Origin of the sequence: Vulgatibacter incomptus, assembly GCF_001263175.1 — a bacterium.
In the GTDB taxonomy this organism is placed as follows: domain Bacteria; phylum Myxococcota; class Myxococcia; order Myxococcales; family Vulgatibacteraceae; genus Vulgatibacter; species Vulgatibacter incomptus.
Map to the genome: position 1 here is coordinate 3,862,318 of NZ_CP012332.1, position 22,346 is coordinate 3,884,663.

Annotated in this window: 20 protein-coding genes; 13 read left to right on the plus strand and 7 right to left on the minus strand. The window is 69.0% G+C overall.

All coding sequences use genetic code 11. From position 1 onward, the window contains the following. Positions 1-8 precede the first annotated feature (8 nt). Both def and AKJ08_RS16260 read left to right on the plus strand, forming a co-directional pair. On the plus strand, positions 9-584 hold the full coding sequence (def, locus tag AKJ08_RS16255) for a peptide deformylase (RefSeq protein WP_050727026.1): 576 nt from the start codon (positions 9-11) through the stop codon (positions 582-584). Between the two features lie 138 nt (positions 585-722). Further along, entirely contained in the window at positions 723-1,118 is a 396-nt protein-coding gene (locus tag AKJ08_RS16260; RefSeq protein WP_157370760.1) for a hypothetical protein, read from the plus strand. A gap of 100 nt (positions 1,119-1,218) precedes the next feature. On the opposite strand, the gene AKJ08_RS16265 is transcribed toward AKJ08_RS16260, so the two are convergent. From AKJ08_RS16265 to AKJ08_RS16280, 4 genes are all read right to left on the minus strand, one after another. After that, a complete protein-coding gene (locus AKJ08_RS16265) occupies positions 1,219-2,187 on the minus strand; it encodes a serine O-acetyltransferase (protein WP_240475386.1) in 969 nt (322 codons plus the stop codon). Then, the gene (cysK, locus tag AKJ08_RS16270) at positions 2,174-3,130 is read right to left on the minus strand and encodes a cysteine synthase A (RefSeq protein WP_050727028.1); all 957 of its coding nucleotides are present in this window, start codon (positions 3,128-3,130) and stop codon (positions 2,174-2,176) included. Before cysK ends, AKJ08_RS16265 begins: the two co-directional genes overlap by 14 nt. Positions 3,131-3,222: 92 nt before the next feature. After that, positions 3,223-5,640 carry a N,N-dimethylformamidase beta subunit family domain-containing protein gene (locus AKJ08_RS16275; RefSeq protein WP_050727029.1) on the minus strand — a complete coding sequence of 806 codons (2,418 nt, stop codon included), beginning with the start codon at positions 5,638-5,640 and terminating at the stop codon, positions 3,223-3,225. 70 nt (positions 5,641-5,710) lie between these two features. Beyond that, a complete protein-coding gene (locus tag AKJ08_RS16280) occupies positions 5,711-6,805 on the minus strand; it encodes a suppressor of fused domain protein (protein ID WP_050727030.1) in 1,095 nt (364 codons plus the stop codon). 360 nt (positions 6,806-7,165) lie between these two features. On the opposite strand from AKJ08_RS16280, the gene AKJ08_RS19990 reads away from it, so the two are divergent. The 3 genes from AKJ08_RS19990 (at position 7,166) to AKJ08_RS16295 (ending at position 10,845) form a co-directional block, all read left to right on the plus strand. After that, positions 7,166-7,654, plus strand: coding sequence for a hypothetical protein (locus AKJ08_RS19990; protein ID WP_050727031.1), 489 nt, complete (start codon positions 7,166-7,168; stop codon positions 7,652-7,654). Positions 7,655-7,751: 97 nt separating this feature from the next. Further along, the gene (locus tag AKJ08_RS16290; protein WP_050727032.1) at positions 7,752-9,110 is read left to right on the plus strand and encodes a COG3014 family protein; all 1,359 of its coding nucleotides are present in this window, start codon (positions 7,752-7,754) and stop codon (positions 9,108-9,110) included. 367 nt (positions 9,111-9,477) lie between these two features. After that, on the plus strand, positions 9,478-10,845 hold the full coding sequence (locus AKJ08_RS16295; RefSeq protein WP_157370762.1) for a hypothetical protein: 1,368 nt from the start codon (positions 9,478-9,480) through the stop codon (positions 10,843-10,845). A gap of 493 nt (positions 10,846-11,338) precedes the next feature. Here the strand turns inward: AKJ08_RS16295 and AKJ08_RS20680 are convergent, their stop codons facing one another. Continuing rightward, on the minus strand, positions 11,339-11,470 hold the full coding sequence (locus AKJ08_RS20680) for a hypothetical protein (protein ID WP_276202175.1): 132 nt from the start codon (positions 11,468-11,470) through the stop codon (positions 11,339-11,341). Positions 11,471-11,701: 231 nt separating this feature from the next. On the opposite strand from AKJ08_RS20680, the gene AKJ08_RS16300 reads away from it, so the two are divergent. The 7 genes from AKJ08_RS16300 to AKJ08_RS16330 all read left to right on the plus strand — a co-directional run bounded on the left by AKJ08_RS16300 (position 11,702) and on the right by AKJ08_RS16330 (position 17,162). Further along, complete coding sequence (locus AKJ08_RS16300) at positions 11,702-11,959, plus strand: hypothetical protein (protein ID WP_050727034.1); 258 nt, start codon at positions 11,702-11,704, stop codon at positions 11,957-11,959. Positions 11,960-12,050: 91 nt separating this feature from the next. Further along, positions 12,051-12,989, plus strand: coding sequence for a hypothetical protein (locus AKJ08_RS16305; RefSeq protein WP_157370763.1), 939 nt, complete (start codon positions 12,051-12,053; stop codon positions 12,987-12,989). Positions 12,990-13,098: 109 nt separating this feature from the next. Beyond that, the gene (gene rarD, locus AKJ08_RS16310; protein ID WP_082343286.1) at positions 13,099-14,046 is read left to right on the plus strand and encodes an EamA family transporter RarD; all 948 of its coding nucleotides are present in this window, start codon (positions 13,099-13,101) and stop codon (positions 14,044-14,046) included. Positions 14,047-14,166: 120 nt separating this feature from the next. Continuing rightward, positions 14,167-14,682, plus strand: a complete 516-nt coding sequence (locus AKJ08_RS16315) for an FKBP-type peptidyl-prolyl cis-trans isomerase (RefSeq protein ID WP_050727036.1) — start codon at positions 14,167-14,169, stop codon at positions 14,680-14,682. 166 nt (positions 14,683-14,848) lie between these two features. After that, positions 14,849-15,604 (plus strand): SDR family NAD(P)-dependent oxidoreductase, encoded by a 756-nt coding sequence (locus AKJ08_RS16320; RefSeq protein ID WP_050727037.1) that lies wholly within the window; start codon positions 14,849-14,851, stop codon positions 15,602-15,604. Continuing rightward, positions 15,601-16,386, plus strand: coding sequence for a dihydroneopterin aldolase (locus AKJ08_RS16325; RefSeq protein WP_050727038.1), 786 nt, complete (start codon positions 15,601-15,603; stop codon positions 16,384-16,386). The genes AKJ08_RS16320 and AKJ08_RS16325 overlap by 4 nt, the downstream gene beginning before the upstream one ends. Beyond that, a complete protein-coding gene (locus AKJ08_RS16330) occupies positions 16,383-17,162 on the plus strand; it encodes an SDR family NAD(P)-dependent oxidoreductase (RefSeq protein ID WP_050727039.1) in 780 nt (259 codons plus the stop codon). The genes AKJ08_RS16325 and AKJ08_RS16330 overlap by 4 nt, the downstream gene beginning before the upstream one ends. 7 nt (positions 17,163-17,169) lie before the next feature. Here the strand turns inward: AKJ08_RS16330 and AKJ08_RS19505 are convergent, their stop codons facing one another. Beyond that, positions 17,170-17,820 (minus strand): PKD domain-containing protein, encoded by a 651-nt coding sequence (locus tag AKJ08_RS19505; protein ID WP_050727040.1) that lies wholly within the window; start codon positions 17,818-17,820, stop codon positions 17,170-17,172. 27 nt (positions 17,821-17,847) lie between these two features. After that, positions 17,848-21,387 carry a transcription-repair coupling factor gene (mfd, locus tag AKJ08_RS16340; protein WP_157370764.1) on the minus strand — a complete coding sequence of 1,180 codons (3,540 nt, stop codon included), beginning with the start codon at positions 21,385-21,387 and terminating at the stop codon, positions 17,848-17,850. Between the two features lie 220 nt (positions 21,388-21,607). Here mfd and AKJ08_RS16345 point away from each other — a divergent pair, with 220 nt between their 5' ends. Beyond that, the gene (locus AKJ08_RS16345; protein ID WP_050727042.1) at positions 21,608-22,342 is read left to right on the plus strand and encodes a nucleotide exchange factor GrpE; all 735 of its coding nucleotides are present in this window, start codon (positions 21,608-21,610) and stop codon (positions 22,340-22,342) included. The last annotated feature ends 4 nt before the right edge of the window (positions 22,343-22,346 follow it).

Sequence of the window (22,346 nt, forward strand, 5' to 3'; positions counted from 1 at the left end):
TGCCGCACATGACCATCCGCAAGATCGCGACCGTAGGCCACCCCGTCCTCCGCCAGGTGGCGCGCAAGGTGACGCGCGAGGAGCTGGCCAGCCCGGAGATGCAGGCCTTCATCGACGACCTGATCGAGACGATGCGCGACGCCAACGGCGCCGGCCTCGCCGCCAACCAGGTCTTCGAGCCGGTGCAGATCTGCGCCATCGAGGTGGGCGACAACCCGCGCTACCCGTACAAGCCGAAGATCCCCCTCACGATCCTGGTGAACCCGGAGATCGAGCCCCTCACCGACGAGACCTTCGATAACTTCGAGGGCTGCCTCTCGGTACCGGACCTGCGGGGCGTGGCGCCGCGCGTCGTGAAGATCCGCGTGCGCGCTTGGGATCGCCACGGCAACGAGTTCGACGAGGTGGTGCAGGGCCTCTCGGCGGGCACCTACCAGCACGAGGTCGACCACCTCTTCGGCAAACTCTTCCTCGACCGAGTGCGCGACACCACCACCCTCTGCACGTGGACGCAGTTCGAGCGCTTCCACAAGGCGCCGTTCGTCGAGCGCGTGCAGGCCCTGGTGGCCCGCTTCGGGAGCTGACGAGGCCTGCGCGCGAGGCTGACCACGCACGACAGGGGGCGCTCGAAAAACTGCTGGAAAAATCAGCAGTTCAAGAGCGAAACGAAAAAAGCCGTCCGGAGAGTTGAAGAGATCCGCGGGATGCCCGTCGGATCAGGCATGAGAAACCTGATCCTGGTCCCGATGCTCCTCGCTGGTTCCCTCCTCTCCACCGGCTGCGCGATGGGAGTTGCGGTGCGGCCCCCGGTGGAGACCACGATCTACGTTCCGGCGCCCCCCCCCCGTCGCGCGCCGCTGCCTCCTCCTCCTCCCCCGCCGCAGCGGGGGCCGATGAGCCGCAACGAGGCCATCTCCCTCGGCCAGTCGTACTGCTACGACCGCGGCTTCGATTGCTGGCTGGACGGGGCGAACCTCGCGAAGCACGACAGCCTGTGGAAGGTGAAGTTCACCGCCCGCGGCCGCCGCTCGCAGGGCAAGCTGCACCTGGAGTTCGACGCCTGGTCGGGCGACCTGGTGCGCGCCGACGAGAAGGGCCAGCTCCGCAAGCACGGCTGAGTTCACTGCAGATGAGTGATTACGGCGGCGCCTTCTCTTGGGGAGGCGCCGTTTGCTTTCGAGCCGAGCTGCCTTCTGCGCCAGCAGGACCTGACTGCAGTCAGATCTGGTAGTCCATCGGCTCCCTCACGGGAGAGATGGCGGAGGCGCCGCGGTAGAGCAGGAACGGCGGCTCGATCTGCACCTTGGTCCCTGGCGGGATCGACCGCGTCAGCCAGACGTTGCCGCCGACGATGCTCCCCTCGCCGATCAACGTCCTGCCGCCGAGGATGGTGGCGCCGGCATAGACGGTCACCCGATCCTCCAGCGTCGGATGCCGCTTGGGCGGATCCCAAGTGGTCTCCTCGTGCTTGGACACGCTCAAGGCGCCGAGCGTCACGCCCTGGTAGAGCTTGCACCACCTGCCGAGCACGGCGGTCTCGCCGATGACCACGCCCGTGCCGTGGTCGATGAAGAGCCCCGGACCGATGGTGGCGCCGGGGTGGATGTCGATCCCGGTCTGCCCGTGGACGTGCTCGCTCATCATGCGCGGGATGAGCGGAACCTTCCGCCGGTGGAGGAAGTTCGCCACGCGGTGGATGCCGATCGCGCGGATCGAGGGGTAGGCGAGCAGCACCTCGACAATCGAACGCGCGGCGGGATCGCCCTCGAGCGCCGCCTGGGCGTCTTCGTAGAGCGTCGCGCGGATCGACGGCAGCGTCTCGAGCAGCTCGAAGACGATCCGCTCGGCCTGCTCGTTGGCCTCCCGGCCGCTCACGAAGTCCCCCGCCGTCTCGCAGCGGGCGGTGTGCTCCAGGCTCTTGGCGACCTCCGCAGCCAGGCACTCGTAGAGGCGGGCGCAGTGCTCGCCGATCACGTAGCGGGCGTTGCGTGCACCCAGCCGTGCCGCCTCGTAGTAGCCGGGGAAGAGCACGGCCTCCAGGAGGTGGAGGACCTCCACCACCTGGCCGAGAGAGGGGAGGTTGTGCCCCTCGATGTGGTTGATCCCGCCTACCGAGACGTAGGAGTCGAGCAGTCCCTCCACCGCCGCCTCGAAGCGGGGATCGCGCAGCCTGTCAGCGCCCTTCACCAGCCAGCTCCTCCGCGAAGCCGGCGAAGGAGCTCCAGTACCGCTCCCCCGTGTCGGGGAGGACGCAGAGCACCGTCTTCCCCGGTCCGAGCCGCTTCGCGATCTTCCGGGCGGCGACAAGGGCCGCGCCGGAGGAGATGCCTACCAGCAAGCCCTCCTTTCGCGCCAGCTCCCTCGCCGCCAGATAGGCCTCCATGTCGGCGACGTCGATCACCTCGTCGTAGACCGCGCGGTCGAGGATCGTGGGGACGAAGTTCGCGCCGAGGCCCTGGATGCGATGGGGACCGGCCTTTCCCTCGGTGAGGAGCGGCGAGCGGAGCGGCTCCGCGGCGACCACCAGGAGCGAGGGCTTCTTCCCCTTGAGCACCTGGCCCACGCCGGTGATCGTGCCGCCCGTGCCGATGCCCGCGACGAAGGCGTCGAGGGAGTCGAGGGGCACGGAGCGCAGGATCTCCTCGGCCGTGGTCTTCCGGTGGATCTCGGGGTTGGCCGGGTTGTCGAACTGCTGCGGGACGAACGCCTTTTCGCCCAGCTCGTCCGCGAGCGCCTTCGCCGCCTCCACCGCGCCGTTCATCCCCTTCGCCGCCGGGGTGAGCACGAGCTCCGCGCCGTAGGCCTCGAGGATCCGCCGACGCTCGAGGCTCATGCTCTCGGGCATGGTGAGCACGAGCCGGTAGCCCTTCACCGCGGCGACCATCGCCAGCGCGACGCCGGTGTTCCCCGAGGTGGGCTCGACGATCGTCATGCCCTCGCGGAGCTTGCCGGCCTTCTCGGCCGCCTCGATCATCGCCTTGCCGATCCGGTCCTTCACGCTCCCGGCGGGGTTGAAGGACTCGACCTTGGCGAGGATGGTCGCCTCGTCCGGCGCGGCGATGCGGCGGAGCCTCACGATGGGCGTGTCGCCCACCAGCTCGGTGATGTCGTCGTAGATTCGGTCGTGCATGGCGGGCTCCTTGGGCAGGCGCTGGTTTCGTCCGATATAACGGACACCCATCCATGATTGCAACGGAGCCTGTACGGAGGACGTTCGATCCCCTACGGGACGATCTTGCGCAGCGAGCCGTTCCCCGCGTCCGTGACCCAGAGCGCGCCGCCTCGCCCGGCGCCGAGCCCGACCGGCATCCCGAAGCTCGCCGAGTGGCCCCGACCGTCCGCGGCGCCGTACCGTCCGCCTGCCACTGTATAAACCCGTGTCGAGCTGGCGTCCGCTCCCGGCACCACCTTGCGGACCTGGAAGCGAGTGGGCTCGGTCAGAAAGAGCCCGTCGCTCATCCAGGCTGCGCCGCCTTGCGCAGCGAGCCCGGCGACGTCTCCGGTGCCGTCTCCCCCGGCCTTGGGCCCGCGTACGAGCGTCACCACGCTCCGGGCCGGATCAGTGCCGATGGAGCGGAGCTGGGCGTATTCCGTGTCGACCACGTAGATCGTCCCGTCGGGGCCGGCTGCCACCGCTGTAGGATACGCGAACCCGACCTGGGCCCCGGGTCCGTCTGCGGGGTTGGTGCCTCCTCCCGCCACGGTGGTGGTGGCGCCGCTGTGCCGGTCGACCGCGCGGATCCGCCCGTTGTCGGCGTCCGCCACCAGCAGGAGCCCTGTCCTCGGATCGATCGCCAGACCCATCGGCAGGCTGAAGCGCGCCCCGCTGCCGGTTGCGTCGACCATGCCGGGCTGGCCGATCGATCCCGCCAGAGTCGTGACCTCGCGCTGCCCGTCCGGGGCGATCCGCCGGATGCAGTGGTTGCTGGTATCGGCCACGTAGAGGACTCCCGCCTCGTCGGCCACCACCGAGGTCGGGAAGTTGAAGCGGGCCTGGGCGCCGGGAACTTGGTCGAAACCAGCGTCCGAGGAGGGCACGCCATCGCCGGCGATCACGCTCGTGGTCCCGTCCATCTTCACCAGGAAGATCCGGTTGGCGCGGGGATCGGCGACCGCGACTCCGTCTGGCAGCTCTGCCACCCCGGTGGGAGCCTCGAGGCCCTTCCCGACCGTGGAGACGGTGGCGGGCGCGTCCTCCCGCCGGGGGGCCTCCGGGATCGGGCCCGAGCCCACGCCCGCGGGGATCCCGACCTTCGTCGCCGCGTCGAGCACGTTGGCCGTCATTCGCTCCACCCGCGGATCCGCGATCCCCGGCTGCCCCAGCCCGTAGGACCACTCGATGCTCGCCGAGGAGAAGACCAGGGCTCCCGACGCCGCGCGGTAGCTCCCCGCCTCCGACACCCCTGGTTTCCCGAAAATGTCGAGGACGGGCGATCGCGCCATCACCGAGAGTCCGCTCGGCTGGTTCCCGTTGTCGAAGGTCCGGTCGTATTCGTAGCCGACGATCCGGGGGATGGTGTCGCGGTTGTGGAGCCCGGTGCCCCGATAGAGGAAGTGGCTGTCGTCCGAGACCACCCAGGCCGACGAGAGCTTCATCCACGACTCGTACATCACGCCTACGAGGGCGTTCTCGGGCCGTCCGATGACGCGCGCGCGCCACAAGCCCGTGCGCTCCGCTCCCTTCTCCGGATCGGAGAAGGCGTTCGACTTGTACGAGACGATGGTCCTCGAATCCTCGAGGCGGATCTTCCAGTAGCCGGTGTTTGCGCCGAAGAAGAGGGTGGAGACGCCTCGATCCCGGGCGGCCTCGATCGCGTCGCGCTCCGCGAGGGTCCAGTACTCGTCGTGCCCTACCGAGAGGAAGGCCTGCCCCTTGGAGAGCCGGCCCAGGCCCGCCGAGGAGACGTCGAGGTTGGTCGTGTAGCTCACGTCGTAGCCGTAGCGCTCCATGAAGCGGGCGAAGTGAACCTCCCAGCGCAGCACCTCTCCGCTCCCGTAGTCGGTCTCATACGGCCGGTCGAAGCTCACCTTCACCGCGCGGCCGAAGGGCAGGGAGCCGGTCCGATCGACGTAGAGCGAGGTGCCGCCCCACGGGTTGTAGGCCTGCCAGGTGGTGACGCTCGACTGGAAGAGGAAGGTCGCGCTTCGGTCGTCCTTTACGACCAGAGGGACGAACGAGTGCCGGCCGTCCTCCCGGACCAGCTTGAACAGGTAGAGCCCGGAGAGGGCGTCGGCCGGGAGCTGCATCCGGGCGCTGGTGGACCATGCGCAGCGCACGAGGCCGGAGCTCCCCTCGACAGGGCAACTCGGCTGGGTCCCCACGGATCCCGCGGAGCCGGACGCGAGCTGTCGGGCACCCGCGCCGCCGTACCAGCCGAGGCGGTAGAGGGTCCAGCTCACGTTGCTCGCCGGCGACGAGGAGATCTGCAGCGCGATCGAATCGCCGGCCACGGCCGAGACGTGGTCCGCGTACCCCGCCAGGGCGCTTGGCACCGCCAGCGGGCCGTCGTTCCAGTCCGGATTTCCGGGCAGCGCGTTCTCCCGTGAGACCACGGTGTTCTGGGTGATTCCAGGGGGATCGCCGGCGCACGCGGCAAGGAGGAGCGCCGCGAGGGCAGCCAGGGGAGCGAGCGGTCTCATGCCGCTTGGACTTTGCTGCTCGGCTCGCCGATCGGACACCTCCCTCAAGGGAGGCGCTCGGTTCTCCACGTCACGCCGAGAGATCCGCCTCCGGCCTGTCGCGGTGCACCCAGCTCGCGCCCGCCGCCCGCAGCCGCTCCATCAGCGCCTCGGCGCCGTGGGTTCCGAGGAAGTCGGCTTCACCCTCAGTTACGGGAACCATCCACAGCAGGTTCACGGGATCGTGGTTGAAGGCCGGGAGAACCACCTCCGGCGCCCCCGGCGGCCGCTTCCAGAGCAGGACCTTGCTGAAACGCACCCCCGACGGACCCTCGGGGATCACGCCGCAGCCGATCGTCTGCCCTTCGCCGAGGCAGACGTAGCGATCCCAGGGCAGGGTCGACTGGGCGATGACGTAGGAGAGCAGCGGCTCCAATGCCTCTGGCGCTTCGCCGATCGCCAGGCCCAATTCGATCCGCCGAATGCCGGAGGGATCCTCCGTGAGCCGCTCGGCGCGGGGCTGGGGCCGCAGCGACATCCCGCCGGTGCAGATCGCCGTCGCGCCGTCGGGCCCGAAGAGCGTGAGCGAGCGGGGCGGAAACTGCTCGGGGGGCGAGCTGAAGTATCGCTGATGAGGGCCGAGCGCCCGCTCGAGCCCCTGCATCAGGCCCTCCTGGATCGCGGGCCACGGGTTCTCGTCCCACGAGGACCAGAAGCGCGCGGCACGCGAGAGCCTCCCGAAGATCCCGTGGTGATCGTGGGTGGGCGATCCCAGCGGCTCGCAGAGGATCCCCGCCATCGCGCAGTCGCGGGCGTAGCCGGCAAAGCCGTTCACGCCGCTCCACGGCGGGATCACCGCCAGCACGTCGCCGTCCTCGAGGAGGGCCACGGCGTCCCCCGCCTCCGTCCACAGGAGCTCGAGCTTGTTCGGGTTGAGCGGGAGCGCGCCCTCGCGGTCTACGCAGTACTTCGCCGGCAGCATGGGCGCCAGGCCCGCCTGCATCCGCTCGACCTCGAGCATCGCCGGCGCCGCCTTGCGGTTGCGCACCCAGCACGAGCGCACGCCGAAGCCGCTGGCCTCCGTGCCCTCCAGGTAGAGGTGGATCGAGCGACCGTCGTCCTCGACCAGGGCCCTGAGGTTTCCGTTCGGCCCCGTCTCTTCCTTCAGGATCTTCGCTTCGCTCATCGACTCTCTCTTCGCCTCGGGCGCCTCCCGGGCGCGCGGGAATCCTAATCGACCCGTATGGGTCTCGCTCCCCTCGTTGAATACCCGTTTCCGTCGCTCGTCCCCACTCGCCGACCGGCTCGACGGTCCCAGGGGTTCAGCGAAAAATCCCGTTGGAAAAATCGAGCGTTACAGGATAGAATCTCAGCCCTGCCGGGCATCCGCCCTACTTCACGGAGCCGAAACGGACATGATCGGAACCCGCACTACCCGACTCTCGCTTCTCCTCGCCCTCGTGGCGCTGGCCGCCTCTGCCTGCGCCGGGCCGTCCGCCGTTCGGGAGGGCCGGGCACGGAAAACCCGAACCTCGATCGCGCCGCCATGAGCACGGGCCTCGATCGGGTCGACCTCGACTACCTGATGAAGGAGAACCTCGACAAGCTCTTCGCCTCCCGGGCGTGGGCGAGGTTCCGCGGCGGGCCGAACGCCCCGGTGGTCGCGATCTGGCCGATCCGCAACGACACCACCGAGCACGTCGAGAACCAGCTCAACACGCTTCTCGCCACCATCGAGAGCCGCATGGTCGAGAGCGGCGACGTGCGCGTGGTGAGCCGCGAGCGGCAGCGCGAGATGGCGGCGGAGGTGGGCCTCCAGAACACGAACGCGGTCTACGATCCCTCCACGGTCGCGCAGCTCTCGAAGCAGGTCGGCGCCCAGTACTTCCTCACCGGCAAGGTGCAGGCGGTCGACGAGCGCGCCGATGGTGAGCGCCGCGTGCAGTACACGCTCACGCTCCAGATGATCGAAGTCGAGTCCAGCGTGATCGAGTTCCAGAACACGGCCGCCCGCACCAAGGCGATCGTCCGCTAGACTGGCAGCATCAGCCGGATATCCGATCGCTCGCGGCGACGCCCTGCGTAGCCGCGAGCGGCCCCCTCATGTGAGCCAGTCGATGGCGACAAGCCCGATGTATTCGAAGACCATCGTGCCCATCGGTCGCCGCGCCTGGCTTCCGTTGGCGCTCGTACTTGCGCTCGGCGCCGGCTGCGCCACCTACTCCGATCGCACCCTCGCCGCGCGAAACTCGCTCCTCAAGGGCGATCTCCACGGCGGGGAGGCCAAGCTCAACGGTCTCCTCGGCGTGGACAGCAGCCGCGATCTTCCCAGCAAGTGGGGGAGCGAGACGGCGCTCACGCTCCTCGAGCGGGCCACGGTGCTCCAGGCGCAGGGCCATTATCGGGTCAGCGCCAGGGACTTCAGCGCCGCCGAGAAGGAGCTCGAGCTCCTCGACATCGCCCGCGACGACGTGGGCTCCATCGGCAAGTACGTCTACAGCGACGACGCCACCAAGTACAAGACGACCCCCACCGAGAAGCTGCTGCTGAACGCCTTCAACATGGTGAATTACCTGGCCCAGGGCGATCTCGCCGGGGCGAGGGTGGAGGCCAGGCGCTTCGAGGTGATGCGCAAGTACCTGCGCGACTATGCCCCCGACGAGAGCCACGGCGCCTTCGGCGCGTACCTCGCGGGCCTCATCGCCGAGCGGTCGGGCGACGCGGAGGAGGCGCTGCGTTACTACGACGAGGTCCTCGCCGAGAGCCAGGCGCCGTCGCTGAGCGAGCCGATCCGCCGCCTGGCACGGCTCTCGTCCTACCGCACTCCGAGGATCTCCGCGGTCCTCGACGAAGCGGAGAGCGGGCAGCCCGCGCAGCCGTTGCCTGCCGAGATCGTCGTGATCGTCAAGACGGGCCAGTCGCCGGTGAAGGAGGCCAGGCGGATCCCCGTGGGCGCCGCGCTGGGCCTCGCTGCCAATTACGTCTCCGGCGACACCAAGGTCCTCGAGTACGGGATGTTCAAGGTGGTCTCGTACCCGGACCTCATGCCGGCGAAGAGCGTCTTCACCTCGGCGTCGGTTCGGCTGGGGGAGAGCGCGGTGGCGCTCGATCCGATCACGAATGTCTCGGCCGAGATCTCCCGCGAATACGAGGCGCTCAAGCCGAAGATCGTCGGCGCGGCGCTCACGCGCATGATCGTCCGCGCTGCGGCGGCCGAGGCCGCTCGCTATGCGGGACGGCAGCAGAGCAGCGGTCTCGGCTTCCTTGCGGCCGCGCTCGTCGAAGGGACGATGGTCGCCCTCGACAAGCCCGACACCCGGAGCTGGAGCACGCTGCCCGCCCGCGTCCAGCTCACGCGGATCGCCGTCGAGCCCGGGACCCATGAGGTCGAGCTCGAGGTCCGGGGCATGGGCGTTCCCGTGCGTGTGTATCGGACTGTGGAGGTCGCCCAGGGCGGCCTGGCCGTGATCGACCTCACCACCCTGCGCTGACGACAACACCAGGTTCGCCGCGGACCGCCGTGCACGATGTGGCGTGGCGGATCGGTGTGCGCTCGCCGGATCGCTTCGCTCTCCTGGCCCTCCCGTGGGACCGGTGTGCTGGTCGACCTCGCCGATTGTGTGGGGAGGGTGGAGTTCCATGGATCTCCGAGGATTCGTTCATCTTCTCGTGAATTCACGGGTTTCAATGGTTTTGAACTCAAATCGGAATGAGGGGCTTTGACACGGCTCGCCGCATGCGCTCTCCTTAAGCGGTTAAGGCATTCGAGCTGACGCGATCTCGCGCGGAAAGCTCTGTGGATCCGAGTACGGCCCTCCCGCGAACCGCGAGAGGACAACGGAGGGATTTATGCTGCGGATGCTTCGGCGTTCCATCTTCGCGACCGTGACGTTGTCGCTACTTGTTGCTGGATGCGGTTCCGACAAGGAGCGCGCCGAGCCCGACGTCTCCATCGTCGCGTTCAAAGCCTCTCCCGACTCGGTGTCTCCGGGCGATCGCGTCACCCTCACCTGGACGACCGAGAACGCAGCCGAGCTCCACTTCTTCGCTGGCGCCGAGCCTCTCTCCGTCCTGGTCGACGACCCCGCCTCGGGAACGGCCGAGGTTCGGGTCCGCGAGACCACGACCTTCCGCCTCGAGGCCGTCGGCGCGAATGCGTCGAAGGCGATGGAACAGACGACCGTGAACGTCGAGCCGTTCGACGAGGTCGTGATCGAGTCCTTCGCCGCGAGCGCGAGCGAGGTCGGGTTCGGGGGAATCGTCACGCTCTCGTGGCGCACCAGCGGCGCCACCTCGCTGTCGCTCCGCGATTCCGAGGGGCGCTCCTTCTCGCTCTCCGGATTGAACCCGGCAGAAGGCTCGGTGGAGGTGCGGCCCTCCGGCTACACGACCTACGAGCTCGTTGCGACGGGTCCCGGTGGCGAGGCGAACGCAACCGCGAACGTTGGGGTAGTGGCTCCGGCCGGGGCCAGACTCCGCGCCGAGTCCACGCGGATCACCATCGGCGAGTCGACCGTCCTCCGCTGGGAGGCCGTACGCGCCACTGAGGTCGCGCTCGTCGAGGGTGCGAACCGGATGACTGTCGAGCCGGTCGGAGAGAAGCAGGTCACTCCGAGTGCGACGACGAAATACATCCTCGAGGCCAACGGCCCCGGTGGGCCCGAAGCCGTGACGGTGACCGTCGAGGTGGCGCCTTCGATCGACTCCTTCGTGGCGATCGCCCCGGGGCCGTCGAGGCCCGGGACGGAGGTGGAGCTCCGCTGGTCGATCCGCGGAGCCACGAACGCCACCCTCTCGAACCTCGACGGCTTCGTCTACACGATCCCCGCTGGCGACCTCGCCTCGGGCCATAAGATCGCGCCCGCCGGCGTCGGGGGCGCCTTCGTCCTGGTTGCGGCCAGCGGCATCGCGGAGACGACGGCCCGGGCCAGCGTGCCCATGTCCTTCGAACCGCGCGTCGAGCTCTCGATCGATCCGCCCGCCGGCGTCGTAGCCGGTGACGGGACCCTAGCCACGGTCACGCTGAGCTGGCGGATCGACGGCGCGTCCCGCATCCAGGTCAAAGCCGTTCCCGGCGGCAACGTGAACGTTGCGGGATTGTCTCCCCGCCAGGACTCGATCGACATCGACATCGCTGGACCGACCACCTTCCACGTCACCGCCTTCGGCGACACCGGAAAGACCGAGGCGGACATCTCGCCGGTGGTCCATCCCCCGGAAAACTGAGGCGTTTCGTCCGTCTTGTCCGAGTGCCCGGAGCGAGGTGATTCCCGCTCCGTGGGCACTCGTATGCGCGGGATGAGGGCGGCGGGACTGTCAGGGCGACCGTCACGGAGTGACGTTCGATCGGTTTTTCAGGTGCAGTCGGAAGAAGCACGGAAGTCCAACCCGAAACAGCAAGGACGGTTTTCCTCATGAAGAAGATGGCTGTGCTGTCGGCTCTCGCGCTCTCGATCGTTCTCGGCTCGTCGACGAGCTTCGCGGCTCCACCCGAGCCGCCTGCGCCTCTGCTGTCGGATCAGAGGGCGCGGAACAGGGGTTGGTACCCCATCATCCGTTCGCAGCCCAACGGCGCGACGGACGTTGTCTTTGATGCAGGCGGCCACGACATCCGGTGGGATCTGCTCCACGCCATCGAGTACATCCCGCCGGCTGGATCGAACCCGTACACCAAGATCGGAAACGCATCCGGCGACTACTTGGTAAGCGAGGGGCTACTTTACAACTTCGTCACCAACACGGCTGTCGCGGTTCCCTTCGGCAACATGTCGATCCACCGCGACGTGATGGTGTGGCCGAGCGGGAGCAAGCTGGAGTACCAGAACGTCGTGACGGGCGCCACGGGGGGCATCTTGGGATCGTTTGGTCGATATCCAGGCTATCCGTCGAACTGGGAGGACTGGGTCGCCTATAGCTATTACAACGGCAGCGGGGAATCCATCGGGCTCCATCACATCCCGACCGATTCGGCCCTTCCCGAACCGTATCCATCCGGCAACGATCGGCACCCCAACCTCAGCATGGGGAAGCTGGTCTACGAGAGCCGTTCTCGTGAGCTCGCCAGCCGTGGACCGAGCAGCAGGTGCCGCTCGCGTCGTGGTGCACCTATTTCAGCTTTCCGCGGATCGGCGGACGGTGGGGACAGCTCGTCGCGTACCAGGCGAGGTGCGGCGGCGGTCGGCATTTGTTCGTCGCGAACCTCGACAATGGGAGGCTGTACTACGTCGATCAGGCCTCAAACAACGGCGATCTCGCGTTCGACATCCAGCTCGATCGGATGGCCTATTCAGATAGTTCGGATGTCATCCACGTGATCCGCTTCGACGAGATCTCCATGTAGAGGGTCGTGCAAGAAGTGGTGATCGTTCGGTTCCAGTTGCAGTCATAGGTAGCACGGAAGTTCAACTCGAAAACGAATAGGACGGTGCTTCATGAAGAAACTGGCTGTGCTGTCGGCTCTCGCGCTTTCGATCCTTCTCGGCTCGTCGAAGAGCTACGCGGCTCCACCGGAGCCGCCTGCACCCCTGGTGTCGGATCAGACCGCTCGAAACCGAGGCGCCTATCCGAGGATCCGATCGCAGCCCGACGGCGCTACGGACGTGTTCTTCGAATCGGGCGGCCACGATATGCGGTGGGACGTGCTCCACGCCATCGAGTACGTGACGCCGGCTGGTGCAATTCCGTACACCAAGGTCGGGAATGCGTCCGGCGACTACCTGGTGAGCGAGCAGCTCCTCTACAACTTCGTCACGAACACGGCCGTTCCTGGTCCTTCGGATCGGATGTCGATTCACCGGGACGTGATGGTCTGGAACGGTGGGGGAGCGCTCGCGTACACGAACGTCGTGACGGGGGCGGGAGGGAGCGTCGCAGGATGGCTCGGACGAGATCCGTACGATCCGTCCACCTGGGAGGGATGGGTCGCATACACCTTCTACAACGGCAGCTGGCCGTCCATCGGCCTTCACCACATCCCGACCGACACGACCCTTCCTGAGCCGTATCCCTCGGGCGACGATCGGCACCCGAACCTCAGCATGGGGAAGCTGGTCTACGAGAGTCGTTCATGGGAGCTCGCCTGGCAGTACATGGGTCAGCCCTGGACCGAGAAGCAGGTTCCGCTCGCGTCGTGGTGCACGAGGTACAGTCGCCCCAAGATCGGCGGTAGGTGGGGGCAGCTCGTCGCGTACCAGGCGGAATGCGGTGGCGGCCGCTACCTCTTCGTCGCGAACATCGACAATGGCAACCTCTACTTCGTGGACGCGGTAGGGGGCGGCGATGTCGGCTTCGATATCCAGCTCGATAGGATGGCGTACGTCGATGGAGCGGACGTCATTCACTTGATCCGCTTCGACGAGCTTTCGATGTAGTGGTCGCTCGGAGGGACGGGGGCGGGAATCGAGTCCGCCCGCGTCCCGTGCCGCCGGCTTGATGGCGGGCTCTGGCGCCGGCGGCCGATCCCGTGCGATAGAGCGCCGCATGGCGACGAGCGCAGCATCGGGTGGGGTGAGGGCGAGTAGCGGGGTGATCCCCGCGGTCGGGGCGTACCTGGCCTGGGGCCTCTTTCCCCTCTATTGGAAGCAGCTCGGTCACGTGCCGCCCATCGAGATCCTCGGGCACCGCGTGGTCTGGTCGTTCGTCTTCGTCGCGATCCTCGTCAGCTGGCAGCGGCGGTGGCCGGAGTTCCTGCGGACGCTCACGACGGGGCGCACGCTCGCGCCGATGCTCGTCACGACGACGCTGATCTCGGGGAACTGGTTCCTCTTCATCTGGGCGGTGAACAGCGGCCACGTCACCCAGGCCAGCCTGGGCTACTACATCAACCCGCTCCTGAACGTCCTCTTCGCCCGGGTCTTCCTGGGCGAGAAGCTGCGCCCGGCAAAGCTCGTGGCCGTCGCGCTCGCCGGCGCCGGCGTGACGATCCTCGCGATCGGCGAGGCGACGATACCCTGGGTTGCGCTGACCCTCGCCACCACCTTCGCTCTCTACGGCCTCGTACGGAAGGTCGCTCCGGTGGAGCCGCTCACCGCCCTCTCCGTGGAGACCGGCCTCGTGATGCCGCTGGCCGCGACCTTCCTGATCTGGAATTCCCACCAGACCGGCGCGCCCGTCCTCGGCGCGTCGGCGCGGGATACGGCGTTCCTCCTCGGCACCGGCATCGCGACGGCCCTCCCGCTCCTATGGTTCGCCATCGGTGCGAAGCGCCTCCGCTACTCGACGATGGGGATCATCCAGTACCTCGCGCCCACCGGGCAGCTCGCGTGCGCGGTGCTCGTCTATGGCGAGCCGTTCACCGAGCGGCATGCCTTTACCTTCGCCCTGATCTGGGCGGCGGTGATCCTCTACGCCGCCGACGGGATCCGCGCCGGAAGGCGCTCGGCCCGCCCGCCGGACGGCGCCGAAGCGGAGGTCTCCGCGAGCGCCTGAGCCCCGGGAAAACCTCGTTCTCCGAGCAGCAATCGATGCCCGGAGGCCGCCATTGCCACACGGGCGGTCTGGCTCTATGGTGCGCGCCGAACGCAGCAACCGACTCTCTAGAGGCAAGCGATGAAGGCAACGAACGGCGTGGTGGTCTCCCTGCAGTACACCCTCATGAACGCGAAGGGCGAGGAGCTGGAGACCAGCGTGGGCAGCGAGCCCCTCGCCTATCTGCACGGAGAGGGCGAGATCGTCCCGGGCCTGGAGCGGGAGCTCGAGGGCAAGGAGATCGGCTTCAAGAGCCGCGTGATGGTCCCCGCCGCCGACGCCTACGGCGAGCGCGACGAGGACGCGGTCTTCGAGGCGCCGAAGGACGAGCTCCCCGAGGGGATCGAGGCCGGCGAGGAGATCTTCGGCGAGGACGAGGACGGCGAGCCGATGTCCTTCACCGTGGTGAAGCTCACCGAGAACGGCGCGATCCTCGACACGAACCACCCCTTCGCCGGGATGGACCTGACCTTCGACGTGGAGATCGTCGGCCTCCGGCCGGCCACGGAGGAGGAGCTCGAGCACGGCCACGCGCACGACGCCGAGGGCTGTGACGATCTCGAGGACGAGGAAGGCGAAGAGGAAGAGCAGGCCTGAGCTCGTGAAGTAATCACGAGCTCACGCGAAGCCGAAGGCGGAGCAAACGCAAAGAAGAGCGTTTCCGCGCGGAGCGCGGCTGAAGGAACGGGCCCGCTTCAGGCGGGGCCGTTCCTTCATACGCTCCGACCTTCCTAACGTGAATCGGGCGTGGTCATATGCGCCCATGCCCGATTCGCCCAAGGCCGAAGAGGCCTCGCTCACAGCATTCGTCACCGGCGCCGGGATCCGGGTGGGGAGGGCGATCGCCCTCGAGCTCGCCAGGGCCGGCTACGACGTGATCCTTCACGCCCATAGCAGCCGGGCATCGCTCGAGACGCTCGCACGAGAGATCCGCGACCTGGGCCGCGACGCCTTCATGGTCTCCGCGGACCTCTCGGATCCGGCGGAGGTCGAGCGCTTGGCGCACGGCGTCCGCGACATGCACCCGCGCCTCGACCTGGTGGTGCACAACGCCGGGATCTACGAGGCCCGTCCGTTCGACCGGGTCAGCCGCGAGGACTATCGCCGCATGCAGGCGATCAACGTCGAGGCGCCGTTCTTCCTCACCCAGCAGCTCCTGCCTTCGCTGAACGCCTCTCCGGCGCCGTCGGTGATCCACCTCGGCGACATCGGGGGCGAGCGTCCCGTGCCGGGCTTCTCGCACTACTCGGTTAGCAAGGCTGCGCTGCTGATGCTCACCAAGGCGCTCGCGGTGGAGCTCGCGCCGAAGATCCGCGTGAACGCGATCTCGCCGGGGACGGTCGCGTTCCCGCCAGGGCTCGATTCGGAGGCGAAGCAGGAGATCCTCGATCGGATCCCGATGGAGCGCGAAGGGACGGTGGAGGACGTGGCCAAGGCCGTGGTCTTCCTCGCCCGTCACGCACCCTACGTCACCGGGCACGTCCTCGACGTGGACGGCGGCCGGAGCGCGATGCTGTGAATCCGGGTCTGGACGTGATCGAGCTCCGCGGCATTCGGGCCGACTGCATCGTCGGCGTCTATCCGGAAGAGCGAAGCGAGCCGCAGCCCCTCGAGATCGATCTCTCGCTCGGCTTGGACACGCGCGGTGCCGCCAGCGGCGGAGGCCTCGAGGCGACGGTCGACTACGCTCGCCTGACCGGGGAGGTCCGCTTCCTCGTCGGCGCCTGCCGCTTTCGCCTCCTGGAGACGGCGGCGGAAGCGCTGGCGCGCTACGTGCTCGCGCCGCCCACCGGCGACGTTCCCCGGGCGCGGGTGGAGGAGGTGACGGTCCGCCTCGCGAAACCCCACGCGCTGCCGGGCGACGCCGTGGCTTCGCTGCGGATCCACCGGACCGCGGCGGAGTACGCCTACGAGGTGGAGAAGAACGCCTTCGGCGAGGTCGACGTGATCCACGAGACGCCGGGCTGCGGGATCTACCGCCTCCGCGTCGCGCCGGGCCGATCGATCCCCACCCACGTCCACGAGGAGATGGACGAGTGGGAGCTCGTGCTCGGCCCCCGCCTCCTCCTGCAGGGGAGGCCGGTGGCGCCCGGCGACGCCTTCCATTGGCCGAAGGGCCTTCCACATCGCTACGACAACCCCCTGTCGATCGAGCAGACCATCCTCTGCGTCGACCGCCCTGCGTTCATCCCTTCGGACGAGCGGCTCGTCGATGTTCCCCTGGAATCGCTGCGGTCGATCGAGCCCGTCTCCTTCTACCGGCGGGCGGCGGCGGAGCATGCGCGCGAAGGGAGCCCGTGAGCGCTGCCGGGACGAGGCGGGTGCTCGTCACCGGCGGCGGCAGCGGGATCGGCCGCGCGGTCGCGATCGCCCTCGCCAGGCAGGGCGGGCTGGTGGTGGTGGCGGGGCGCCGGGAGGAGCGCCTCGCGGAGGTCCGGGACGAGCACCCGGAGTGCATTCGGATTCTACCTTGTGACCTGGAGTCGAGCGCCGAGAGGAGCCGTCTCCTGCGCCGCGCGAGCGCGATGCTCGGTGGCCTCGACGGCCTGGTCTCCTGCGCCGGCGCCGCCGTGCATCAACTGCCGGGCCACATCGACGAGGGCGCGCTCCGGCGCCAGCTCGAGCTGAACCTGGTGGCCCCCTTGCGGCTGGGCGAGCAGGCGCTCTCGACGCTGGAACCCGGCGGCGCGGTGGTCTTCGTGGCCTCCACCCTCGCGTCGCGGCCCGTGGAGACCAGCGCGGTCTACAGCGCGGCGAAAGCGGGCCTGCTCGCGGCGATGCGCTCCCTGGCCCTCGCGGGAGCGCCAAAGAGGATCCGCTTCAACGCCGTGAGCCCAGGAGTGGTCGACACGGAGATGGTGCGGACCCTGCGCCTCGCGCCGGGCGAGGTCGGGCCCGAGCCGGCGGAGCGCGACGCGCGCCTCGAGGAGCAGCTGGCGCACCTCGCCGCCCTCCATCCCCTCGGCCGCCTGGGAGGCTCGGAGGAGGTCGCGGAGGCCATCGTCCACCTCCTCGGCGCTCCGTGGACCACGGGAACCGAGCACGTGATCGACGGCGGCCTCCTGCTGCGGGAGTAGGCTCCGGTCAGGGATCGTGCGCGATGATCGACACGAGGGCCGTCTCGCTCGGCTCCGTGCCGTTGTCCACCATCAGGCCCACGACCCAGGTCCCGACGACGTCGGCGGTGAAACGCGCCCGCTCCTCGCGGGAGCCGATCAGGGTCGCGGCGCTCTCCTCCGGCCTCGAGACGAACTCCCAGCGGAACGAGAGCGGGGCGCCAGCGGGATCGCGGCTCTCGCTGCCGTCGAGGACAACCTCGGAGCCCACCTCGACGAGGCGGTCGAGGCCGGGACGGGCCACCGGGATCGCGACCACCGAGATCGGATGTACGGCCGTGTCCGTGGCGCCCATCGCGTCGCGGATCGTGAGCCGGACCTCGTAGCGGCCGGCGACGTCGGGGATCAGCCAGGCGATGTCGGAATCGGAGGTCCAGAGCGCGGCGTCGCTCCCCGCCGGCCCATCGAATTCCCAGGTGTAGACCAGCGAGCCCTCGCCGGTGCTGCCGGTGCCGTCCAGCTCCACCCTCTGTCCGGATTGGCCGGTCGAGGGCCCGAGGATTCGGGCGACCGGGGCCTCGGGCTCGACCTCCTCCGCCTTGTGGCTTCCGCCACACGCAGTGAGAACGAGCAGGAGTCCTGTGAGCCAGATCCGGGTCGAATGGAACGAGTTGGCCATGGGTCCCTCCCGATCGAAAGGACCAGTCTACGCCGAGCAGCGGGCGAGGTCGCGCAAAGCGTCGCGTGCTGCCTCGAGGAGGGCTTCGGCCCCCATGTCCGGGGGGGTGCGTACCAGGAGCTTCAGGTCCGGCGTCAGGCGGTAGCGGGGCTCCTTGCCGCCAGTGGAGACGAGGCCGGTCAGCTTCGCAGGATCGAGGGCGGCGTCGGGGCCCAGGGTGATCGCGATCCGCGACGGGCCGGCCTCGAGGGCCCGCAGCCTCAGGGCGCGGAGGTCCGCCTTGATCGCCATCACCCGGCAGAGCGCGTCCACCTCGCGTGTCGGCTGGCCGCACCGATCCACCAGCTCCTCCCGCACCTCCTCGATCTCCTCGTCCGTGTTGGCCTGGGAGAGCTTCTTGTAGAAGAGCAGGCGCTGGTGCACGTCCGGCAGATACTCGTCCGGGATGAACGCCGGGATCGGGAGCTGCACCTCGGGCTCCACCACGGTCTGCTGCGGCTCGCCCCGGAGCTCCGCGACCGCCTCCTCGAGGAGCTCCGCGTAGAGGTCGAAGCCCACCGCCTCGATCTGGCCCGACTGCTTGGCGCCGAGGAGGTTGCCGGCGCCGCGGATCTCCAGGTCGTGGGAGGCGATGTGGAAGCCCGCCCCGAGCTCGGTGAACTGCTGCAGCACCTCGAGCCTGCGCTGGGCATCCTTGGTGATCTGCCGCTGGGCCGGCACCAGGAGGTAGGCGTAGGCCCGCTCCGCCGAGCGGCCGACCCGGCCGCGGATCTGGTAGAGCTGCGCCAGACCGAAAGTGTCCGAGTCGTTCACAATTATCGTGTTCGCGCTGGGGATGTCCAGGCCGCTCTCAATGATCGTCGTGCACAGGAGCACGTCGTACTTGCGGTCGATGAACTCGCCGATCACCCGCTCCAGCGCGTGCTCGGGCATCTGTCCGTGGCCCACGCCCACCGAGGCCTCGGGCACCAGCTCCACCAGGAAGCGCTGCATGGCGCCGATGGACTCCACCCGGTTGTGCACGAAGAAGACCTGCCCGCCGCGGGCCTTCTCCCGCAGGATCGCCTCGCGGATCTCGGTGGGCGAGAAGCGGGCGACGAAGGTGCGGATCGCGCGGCGATCGGCGGGGGCGGTCTGGATGATCGACATGTCGCGCACGCCGGCCATCGACATGTGGAGGGTGCGCGGAATCGGGGTGGCCGTGAGGGTGAGCACGTCCACCGCGGCGCGGAGCTTCTTGAGCTTCTCCTTGTGGGCGACGCCGAACTTCTGCTCCTCGTCCACCACCACCAGCCCCAGGTCGCGGAAGGAGACGGAGCTGCCGAGGAGGGCGTGGGTGCCGATCACGATGTCCACCTGACCCGCCGCCGCCTTGCGCAGCACCTCCTTGTTCTCCTGGGCGGTGCGGAGCGACGACACCCAGTCCAGCTGCACCGGGAAGTCCTTCATCCGCTTGCGGAAGGAGTTGAAGTGCTGGAGGGCGAGGATGGTGGTGGGGACGAGCACCGCCACCTGCTTCTGCCCCATCACCGCGAGGAAGGCGGCGCGCATCGCCACCTCGGTCTTGCCGTAGCCCACGTCGCCGCAGATCAGCCGATCCATCGGCTCCGGCGAGCCCATGTCGGCGAGCACGTCGGCGATGGCCTTCGCCTGATCCGGCGTCTCGTCGAAGGGGAAGTCCTCCTCGAACTGCCGGAAGTAGCGCTCGGGTGCAGGGAACGCCGTTCCCGGATGCGCCTTGCGCCGCGCGTAGATGTCGAGGAGCTCCGCCGCCATCTTGAGGAGCTCGTCCTTGACCTTCTTTTTGGTCCGCTCCCAGGAGATGCCGCCGAGCTTGTCGAGCCTCGCGTGCTCGGCGCCGGCGCCGACGAACTTCTGCACCTGGCGCAGCTTCGAAACCGGGAGGAAGAGCTTGTCCTGGCCGGCGAAGTGCAGCACGAGGAAGTCGCCTTCCACGCCGCGCACGTTCAGCTTCTGCAGCCCGCCGTACTTGCACAATCCGTGGTCGACGTGGACACAGAGATCGCCCTCGTCGAGGTCGCGGAAGGCGGCGACGAAGGGGAGGTCGGCGCGCTTGGCGGCGCGGACCTTCCGCCGGGTGCGGGGGCCGACGATCTCCTCGTCGGAGATGACGACGAAGCCGTCCTGCTGCGAGAGGAAGCCCGAGGAGAGCTCGCCCGTTAAGAGGTGGGCGTGGACGGCGAGATCGTGGAGGTCCCGGGGCTCCGGCGGCGGGTGCCCCTCGCGGACCTTCACGTGGAGCCGTCGCTCGGAGAGCATCCGCCGGAGCTTGTCCGCCTGGCCGGCGGAGCCGCAGGCGATCATCGTGGTCCAGCCGCGCTCGCGCCAGCGCTTCAGTCGCTCGACCAGCGGCGTGAGGGCGCCCTCCTCGCCGAGGTGGCTCTCGATCTCCTTGCGGATCCCCTCGGTGGGCTCGAGGTCGAAGCGGATGGGCTCCCTGCCCCCAGGCACACCGAGCCACAGACCGTGGAGCTCGACCCGAGTGAAGGCCCCGAGCCGGCGTGTGAGCTCGTCCGCCGCCACGAAGTGCGCCTCGGGAGGCAGGGCGAGCTCGCCCCTCTGCACCGCCGCCGCGTGCTCCCGCTCGAGCTCGGCGTGGAGCTCCTCGAGCTCCCTCTCGATCGCCACCGGATCGTCGAGGAGGATCAGGGCGTCGTCGCGGAGGTAGTCCGGGAGCGGAGCGAGGCCCTCCTCGAAGAAGCCGGGGAGGAGCGCCTCGACGCCGAAGGCCGGGATCGCCTCCTGGATCGCCTCCACCAGCTCCCGCACCTTGGCGGTGGGGCGGTTCACGCGATCGGCTGCTGCGCGGGCCGCTTCGATGCCGAGGCGCTTGCTCGTCTCGTCGAAGAGGATCTCCCGGGCGGCGCAGACCTCGAGCTCGTCCAGCGGGCGCAGGGTCCGCTGGGTGGCGGCGTCGAAGAGGCGCAGGCTCTCGATCTCGTCGCCGAAGAGCTCGATCCGCGCGGGCTGCTCGTACACGGGCGGCCAGACGTCGAGGATCCCGCCGCGGACGGCGAAGGTGCCGGGATCCTCCACCATCGGCACGCTTTGGTAGCCCAGCCCCACGAGGGCGCGGGCGAGATCGTCGCGGTCGCGAACCTGTCCGACGACCAGGGTCTCGGCGGACTTCCTGGCGGTTCGCGGCGGCGGCACCCGGCGCGCCAGCGCACGAGCCGAGACGACGGCGATGGCGTCGGGACGCCGCGAGAGCAGGTGGAGCCCCGCGAGGCGGTCGAGCTCGGTGGCGCGATCGGGGGAGAGGCCGTCGTAGGGCAGCACCGCATCGGCCGGGATCCGCAGCACCCGGCGCTCCTCGCCGTCGCCTCCCAGGAAGAAGGCGAGATCCGCCGCGAGCCGATCCGCCGCATCCTCGTCAGCGGCGACCGCCAGCAACGGCCTGCCGAGCGCGCGGTGGAGGGAGGCGCCGACGAAGCCCCTGGCGCCACCCTTCACGCCGAGGACGGCGATCGACTCGCCCGGTGCCGCTCCTGCCGCCGCCGCGAGCCTGACGAAGGCGGTGTCGGCTTTGTCGGGCTGCTTGCTCATCTCCTGCACTTCCGTCTTCGTCGCGGTCGCCCCGCGCACCTCTTCGCCGCGGGCCTGAGACCGTCAGGCGCGGCGGCAAACGAGCGCAGGGCATACCACGAAGACCGCCTTCCGCGAGAGCGGCGCTCTCCTTGCGAAAACCTACAAAGGCACTGGAATCATTGCCGTTACGAGCGGGGGTATGAGAAGCTGGCGGGCCACCCAGCGGCGGAGTATGCCCTTGTCCGACACCCTCGGTCCGAAAGGCGCGTTCAGCGCCGACATCAGCGACGACGCCGTCGCCGAAGCCCTCCGCGCCGTGGAGGAACGCGAGACCCGTGCGGCTCCCGAGGGCGAGATCCTCGACCTGGAGCCCGCTTCCGACGCGGCCGCCGCGCGCATCGCCGAGCTCGAGAGCGCTCTCGAAACCAACGCGCGCCTCCTCGAAGAGTCCCTCCAGCGGGGCCGCGACTCGACGGAGCGCCTGCAGGAGGCCGCCGACCGTCTGACGCGGATGGCCGCCGACTTCGACAACTTCCGCAAGCGGTCCCAGCGGGAGAAGGAGGAGGCCCAGCGCTTCGGCATCGAGAGGCTGCTCCGGGACCTCGTGCCCGTCCTCGACAACTTCGATCGCGCCCTCGAGCACGCGGGCGGCGGCGCCGACCTCGCGAGCTTCAGCCAGGGCGTCTCCATGACCCGGCGCCTCTTCGAGGAGACCCTGGGCCGCTTCGGCGTCCAGTCCTTCTCGGCGGTCGGAAAGGAGTTCGATCCCCGGCTCCACGAGGCCATGGAGCAGGTCGAGAGCGGGGAGCACCCGGCCAACGTCGTCGCGCGGGAGCACATGCGCGGCTATCTGCTCCACGACCGCCTGGTGCGGGCCGCGCTGGTCTCGGTGTCGAGGGGCCCCGGGCCTGCCGCCGAGGCCGCCGGCGACGGCGCGGCGCCGGACCCGGGAGCGGTGTCCGACGATTCGTAGAAGG

Coding starts and splice junctions, on each gene's coding strand:
- def (WP_050727026.1), top strand. CDS start 9: ATGACCATCCGCAAGATCGCGACCGTAGGCCACCCCGTCCTCCGCCAG.
- AKJ08_RS16260 (WP_157370760.1), top strand. CDS start 723: ATGAGAAACCTGATCCTGGTCCCGATGCTCCTCGCTGGTTCCCTCCTC.
- cysK (WP_050727028.1), bottom strand. CDS start 3,130: ATGCACGACCGAATCTACGACGACATCACCGAGCTGGTGGGCGACACG.
- AKJ08_RS16275 (WP_050727029.1), bottom strand. CDS start 5,640: ATGAGACCGCTCGCTCCCCTGGCTGCCCTCGCGGCGCTCCTCCTTGCC.
- AKJ08_RS16280 (WP_050727030.1), bottom strand. CDS start 6,805: ATGAGCGAAGCGAAGATCCTGAAGGAAGAGACGGGGCCGAACGGAAAC.
- AKJ08_RS19990 (WP_050727031.1), top strand. CDS start 7,166: ATGAGCACGGGCCTCGATCGGGTCGACCTCGACTACCTGATGAAGGAG.
- AKJ08_RS16290 (WP_050727032.1), top strand. CDS start 7,752: ATGTATTCGAAGACCATCGTGCCCATCGGTCGCCGCGCCTGGCTTCCG.
- AKJ08_RS16295 (WP_157370762.1), top strand. CDS start 9,478: ATGCTTCGGCGTTCCATCTTCGCGACCGTGACGTTGTCGCTACTTGTT.
- AKJ08_RS20680 (WP_276202175.1), bottom strand. CDS start 11,470: ATGCCCCCCGTGGCGCCCGTCACGACGTTCTGGTACTCCAGCTTGCTC.
- AKJ08_RS16305 (WP_157370763.1), top strand. CDS start 12,051: ATGAAGAAACTGGCTGTGCTGTCGGCTCTCGCGCTTTCGATCCTTCTC.
- rarD (WP_082343286.1), top strand. CDS start 13,099: ATGGCGACGAGCGCAGCATCGGGTGGGGTGAGGGCGAGTAGCGGGGTG.
- AKJ08_RS16315 (WP_050727036.1), top strand. CDS start 14,167: ATGAAGGCAACGAACGGCGTGGTGGTCTCCCTGCAGTACACCCTCATG.
- AKJ08_RS16320 (WP_050727037.1), top strand. CDS start 14,849: ATGCCCGATTCGCCCAAGGCCGAAGAGGCCTCGCTCACAGCATTCGTC.
- AKJ08_RS19505 (WP_050727040.1), bottom strand. CDS start 17,820: ATGGCCAACTCGTTCCATTCGACCCGGATCTGGCTCACAGGACTCCTG.
- mfd (WP_157370764.1), bottom strand. CDS start 21,387: ATGAGCAAGCAGCCCGACAAAGCCGACACCGCCTTCGTCAGGCTCGCG.